Annotated in this window: 6 protein-coding genes; 3 read left to right on the top strand and 3 right to left on the bottom strand. The window is 69.2% G+C overall.

The genetic code is table 11. The features are described from left to right. From AC27KI_RS18495 to AC27KI_RS18485, 3 genes are all read right to left on the bottom strand, one after another. Positions 1-924 (bottom strand): dihydrodipicolinate synthase family protein (locus AC27KI_RS18495; RefSeq protein WP_487115169.1); only part of this gene is annotated, 924 nt, incomplete at its 3' end. Between the two features lie 313 nt (positions 925-1237). Then, positions 1238-1588 carry a hypothetical protein gene (locus AC27KI_RS18490; protein ID WP_487115167.1) on the bottom strand — a complete coding sequence of 117 codons (351 nt, stop codon included), beginning with the start codon at positions 1586-1588 and terminating at the stop codon, positions 1238-1240. A gap of 12 nt (positions 1589-1600) precedes the next feature. Then, on the bottom strand, positions 1601-1855 hold the full coding sequence (locus AC27KI_RS18485) for a hypothetical protein (RefSeq protein WP_272567945.1): 255 nt from the start codon (positions 1853-1855) through the stop codon (positions 1601-1603). A gap of 177 nt (positions 1856-2032) precedes the next feature. Between AC27KI_RS18485 and AC27KI_RS18480 the strand changes: the two genes are divergently transcribed. From AC27KI_RS18480 to AC27KI_RS18470, 3 genes are all read left to right on the top strand, one after another. Beyond that, positions 2033-2272 carry a hypothetical protein gene (locus tag AC27KI_RS18480; protein ID WP_487115165.1) on the top strand — a complete coding sequence of 80 codons (240 nt, stop codon included), beginning with the start codon at positions 2033-2035 and terminating at the stop codon, positions 2270-2272. A gap of 34 nt (positions 2273-2306) precedes the next feature. After that, entirely contained in the window at positions 2307-2828 is a 522-nt protein-coding gene (gene moaE, locus AC27KI_RS18475) for a molybdopterin synthase catalytic subunit MoaE (RefSeq protein WP_487115163.1), read from the top strand. A gap of 175 nt (positions 2829-3003) precedes the next feature. Continuing rightward, the coding region (locus AC27KI_RS18470; protein WP_487090366.1) for a Clp protease N-terminal domain-containing protein at positions 3004-4982 on the top strand (1979 nt) is incomplete at its 3' end.

Raw genomic sequence — 4982 nt, 5'->3', positions numbered from 1 at the left:
GCCGCGCGGCAGGGCCGCCAGGGCCTCTTGCAGCCGCTGTACCAGTGCGGGCGAGGCCGACGTCATCGGCGCGCGCAACTCGTCCGCCATCTCGCCCCGCGCGGCCAGCAGGGCCTTGATGGGGGCGGGGTTGGGCTCGGCGAAGAAACGCTCCACCCACGGAACGATCCCCTGCCAGAGCCCGCGTGCCTGCACCAGGTCCCCGGCCGCGACGGCGTCGAGGCAGGCCACCCATTCGGCCGTCTGCCAGTGAGCGCTCGCGGCGATGGCCCCGGCGCCCCCGAGCGCGACGGTGGTGAAGGCCTGGGCGTCCTCGCCCGCCAGCATTTGCAGCGCGCCGTCTGCGATCAGCGCCTGCGTCTTCGCTGGGCTGCCGCCGCAGTCCTTCACGGCGCGGAGATTCGGGTGCGCCGCCAGGCCGCGCAAGGTGGCCAGGTCGAGCGTGGCGCCGGTGCGATAGGGAATGTCGTAGACGATGAGCGGGACCGCGCTGGCATCGGCGATCGCCCCGAACCACTGCTGCAGCCCGGCCTGCGACGGCCGGATGGAATGCGGCGCCGGCACCAGCAGCCCGGCCAGCGGCTGCGGGGCCAGATTGCGCACCCGTGCCAGCACCTGGCCCATGTGGCAGCCCGACACGCCCATCACCACCGGCAGGCCGCCCGCGTGCGCGAGCACCGTGGCCAGCACGGCGTCCTGCTCCGGCGTGTCCAGCGCCCCGGCTTCGGCGGTGGAGCCGCAGGCCACGAACCCCGCGATGCCCGTGCCGCGCAGCCGCTGCACGAGGGCCTTCAGGGCGTCATGGTCCACGGCGCCGTGGCGAAACGGGGTGACCAGGGGAATCCAGAGGCCGGAGAAATCGCCACGGGCCCGCGGGGTGGCAGGGCGGGTGGTGGCATGGGAGTGGGTGGAATGTGAACGCACGGGAACATCCTTTCAGGCAACGACCGAGGGAGCCGTCCAGGGATGCGTGCGCCGACCGGCAAAGCGGCAGGCGTTCAAAAAGAAAAAAGGGGAGAGGGTGCCTGCCGTGCGGTTCCGTCGCTCATCCGGACGGAACCGCAGCTCCGGTCAGATGAGCTGGGGTTTTTTGGCTTTGCCTGCGCACGCCGCCACGGACCGGAGGGTCCGCGAAGGCGAGGGGGTGTGCGAAGGCATGGGGGTCAGTATAGCCAGGGTGCGCCGGTACAGGCCCTCCGTCGCGCCGCTGGCGGTGCCCTCGCGCTGGGTGGCGGGGCTAGGGCGCAGGGGCACCGCCCTGCGGGGCCTCGTCCGGAGGATGCGGCAGTTCCGGGCAGCGCCAGTTCAGCAGTTCGGCCAGGCGCAGCGTGATCCAGCGCGCCTCGGGTGGCGCCACGCCGGAGCCGGGCGTGGCCAGCCCGGCGTGGATGCGCAGCAGGATCTCGGCCTCCGACGGGGCCTGCACGTGGTAGAGCGTCTGCGCCTGCTCCACCAGATGGCTGGCCAGGTCTTCGCACAGCTCGTAGCGCTCGCGGACCACGGCGACCGGCTCGGACAGGCGCTGGCGGGCATCGCTGTACACCGCCAGGAACGAGGGCGGGACGTGGATCTGGTTCTCGTCGTGCATGGCGGATGCGGCTCAGTCGGGCGTGAACAGGCGCGCGAACCGCTCGGCATCCTCGGCCAGCTCGAACGTGGCGAGCTGGCCCATCTTGCCGTCCGCCAGGCGGTGGGCGGCGAACAGGCTGTAGCGGCCCCGCAGGTCGTAGCTGGGCAGGTCGATCAGCGCGTAGGGGTGGGGCTGGAAGACCTCGTGCTCGAACACCACGCGGTGCTGGTTGCGCGGTGACGGGAAGAGCTTGTAGCGGTCGGTGGTGACGGTCTGGGTGGCCATGCGGAAAGGAGAGCGAAGGGGGAATGGCAGCGGTGCAAGGCGCAAGAAGCGGGCGCGGCGGCATGCCTGGCAAGCCGGCCACTTTAGCAAAGGCGCTCTTTTCCCGGCCGGCCCCAGCGGCCCGGCGGTTTCCATGACAATCGCGGTTTGCGAACGCACGCACAAGGACACCGCCGCATGGCACGCAATTCGAGAGACAAAGACGAGTGGGTCGGCAAGGTCTTCGCCCTCATCCAGGGCGGAAACACCCAGGCGGCCATCGCGCAGGTGAAGGTCGCGCCGTCGGTGAACGACGTGGTGCGGCTGCAGGCCATGCTGGCGCGCGTGCCGGCGTCCCCCGCACGGCGCCAGCTCGACCAGATCATCGAGGAAGAGCGCGGCCTGCTCTCCGCCCCGCGCCTGCACCGCTCGCCATGAGCCGCACCGGCGCCAGACCCCTTTCGCAGCGGCCATGAACCCTGTTCCCGCTCCACTCCCCATCGCCCCGCCCCGCGTGGCCGTCCAGGTGGCCGACTTCGACGTGTCCGCCGAACTGGCGGCCCTGCGCGCGGGCGATCCGCGGGTGGGCGCGGTGTGCTGCTTCGTGGGCACCGTGCGCGATCACAATGCCGGCGACGCCGTCGCATCGATGGAGCTGGAGCATTACCCCGGCATGACCGAGAAGTCCATCGAAGCCATGGTGGACGAGGCGCTGCGCCGCTTCGAGCTGTTTGGCGCCCGGGTGGTGCACCGCGTGGGGCTGCTGCAGCCGCAGGACCAGATCGTGCTGGTGGCGGTGACCTCGGCCCATCGGGGCCAGGGCTTTCAGGCCTGCGAGTTCCTGATGGATTACCTCAAGACCCAGGCGCCGTTCTGGAAGAAGGAGGTCACGCCCCAGGGCGCGCGCTGGGTCGACGCCCGGGTGAGCGACGACGCCGCGCTGGCGCGCTGGGGCATCGCCGCCCTTCCCAATGCGGATGGGGGTTTGGGGTAAAAAGGCCTTCGCCGCATATTCCACTAGGGCATTTTGCTATCGATAAGTGAGCATTTGGCATTTTTTTGAGATGCCTGCCTGAATTTGATCTGGCGCATGGCCTGCTGTGGGGCGCGCGCTTGAAATGTGCCTCCACCTCCCCCAACTGCGTTGCAATTCGGAGGACATTTCAACCATGCGTCTCGACAAATTCACCACCAAGTTCCAGGAAGCCCTGAGCGACGCGCAGTCGCTGGCGCTGGGCAACGACAACGCCTACATCGAACCCGTGCACATGCTGGTCGCCATGCTGCGCCAGGAAGACGGTCCGCGGGCACTGCTGCAGCGCGCCGGCGCCAACGTGCCGGGGCTGCTGTCCGCGGCCGAGGCCGCGGTCAAGCGCCTTCCCCAGGTGCACGGGCAGGACCAGGTGCAGGGCGGCCCCGAGCTGGGCCGCGTGCTGCAGGCGACCGAGAAGGAGGCCATCAAGCGCGGCGACCAGTTCATCGCCAGCGAGCTGTTCCTGCTCGCGCTGGTGGACAGCAAGGGTGACGCCGCCCAGATCGCCAAGGACAACGGCCTGACCCGCAAGAGCCTGGAGGCCGCCATCGACGCCGTGCGCGGCGGCCAGAAGGTGGACAGCGCCGAGGCCGAAGGCCAGCGCGGCGCCCTCGCCAAGTACTGCCTGGACCTGACCGAGCGCGCCCGCATCGGCAAGCTCGACCCCGTGATCGGCCGCGACGACGAGATCCGCCGCGCCATCCAGGTGCTGCAGCGCCGCACCAAGAACAACCCCGTGCTGATCGGCGAGCCCGGCGTGGGCAAGACCGCCATCGTGGAGGGCCTGGCCCAGCGCATCGTGGCCGGCGAGGTGCCGGAATCGCTCAAGGGCAAGCGCGTGCTGTCGCTGGACATGGCGGCCCTGCTGGCCGGCGCCAAGTACCGCGGTGAGTTCGAGGAGCGCCTGAAGAGCGTGCTGAACGAGCTGGCCAAGGACGAGGGCCAGACCATCGTCTTCATCGATGAGCTGCATACCATGGTCGGCGCCGGCAAGGGCGAAGGCGCCATGGATGCGGGCAACATGCTCAAGCCGGCGCTGGCGCGCGGCGAGCTGCACTGCGTGGGCGCGACCACGCTCGACGAATACCGCAAGTACATCGAAAAGGATGCGGCCCTGGAGCGGCGCTTCCAGAAGATCCTCGTGGGCGAGCCCACGGTCGAGGCCACCATCGCCATCCTGCGCGGCCTGCAGGAAAAGTACGAGGTGCACCATGGCGTGGACATCACCGACCCGGCCATCGTGGCCGCGGCCGAACTGTCGCACCGCTACATCACCGACCGCTTCCTGCCCGACAAGGCCATCGACCTCATCGACGAGGCCGCGTCCAAGATCAAGATCGAGATGGACTCCAAGCCCGAGGTCATGGACCGCCTCGACCGGCGGCTGATCCAGCTGCAGATCGAGCGCGAGGCCGTGCGCCGTGAGAAGGACGAATCCTCGCAAAAGCGCTTCGCGCTGATCGAGGAAGAGATCGCCAGGCTGCAAAAGGAAATCGCCGACTACGACGAGATCTGGCAGTCCGAAAAGGCCCAGGCCCAAGGCAGCGCGCACGTGCGCGAGGCCATCGACAAGCTCAAGTTCCAGATCGAGGAGTTCACCCGCAAGGGCGACTTCAACAAGGTGGCCGAGCTGCAGTACGGCAAGCTGCCCGACCTGGAAAAGCAGCTCAAGGAAGCGCAGGCCAAGGAAGCCGGCAAGGACGGCGCAGGCAGCGCCCCGCGCCTGCTGCGCACCCAGGTGGGCGCCGAGGAGATCGCGGAGGTGGTGAGCCGCGCCACCGGCATCCCCGTGGCCAAGATGATGCAGGGCGAGAAGGACAAGCTCTTGCAGATGGAAGACAAGCTGCACGAGCGCGTGGTGGGCCAGGACGAGGCCATTGCCGCGGTGGCCAATGCCATCCGCCGCTCGCGCTCGGGCCTGTCCGACCCCAACCGGCCCACGGGCTCGTTCCTGTTCCTGGGCCCCACGGGCGTGGGCAAGACCGAGCTGTGCAAGGCGCTGGCGGGCTTTTTGTTCGACAGCGAAGACCACCTGATCCGCATCGACATGAGCGAGTTCATGGAAAAGCATTCGGTGGCCCGCCTGATCGGCGCGCCGCCCGGCTACGTGGGCTA

The sequence above is a fragment of the Acidovorax sp. KPB24-03 genome (assembly GCF_057546605.1).
The sequence above is the reverse complement of the archived record's forward strand: the minus strand, read 5'-3'. Positions and strand labels throughout refer to the sequence as shown.

Coding starts and splice junctions, on each gene's coding strand:
- AC27KI_RS18490 (WP_487115167.1), bottom strand. CDS start 1,588: ATGCACGACGAGAACCAGATCCACGTCCCGCCCTCGTTCCTGGCGGTG.
- AC27KI_RS18485 (WP_272567945.1), bottom strand. CDS start 1,855: ATGGCCACCCAGACCGTCACCACCGACCGCTACAAGCTCTTCCCGTCA.
- AC27KI_RS18480 (WP_487115165.1), top strand. CDS start 2,033: ATGGCACGCAATTCGAGAGACAAAGACGAGTGGGTCGGCAAGGTCTTC.
- moaE (WP_487115163.1), top strand. CDS start 2,307: ATGAACCCTGTTCCCGCTCCACTCCCCATCGCCCCGCCCCGCGTGGCC.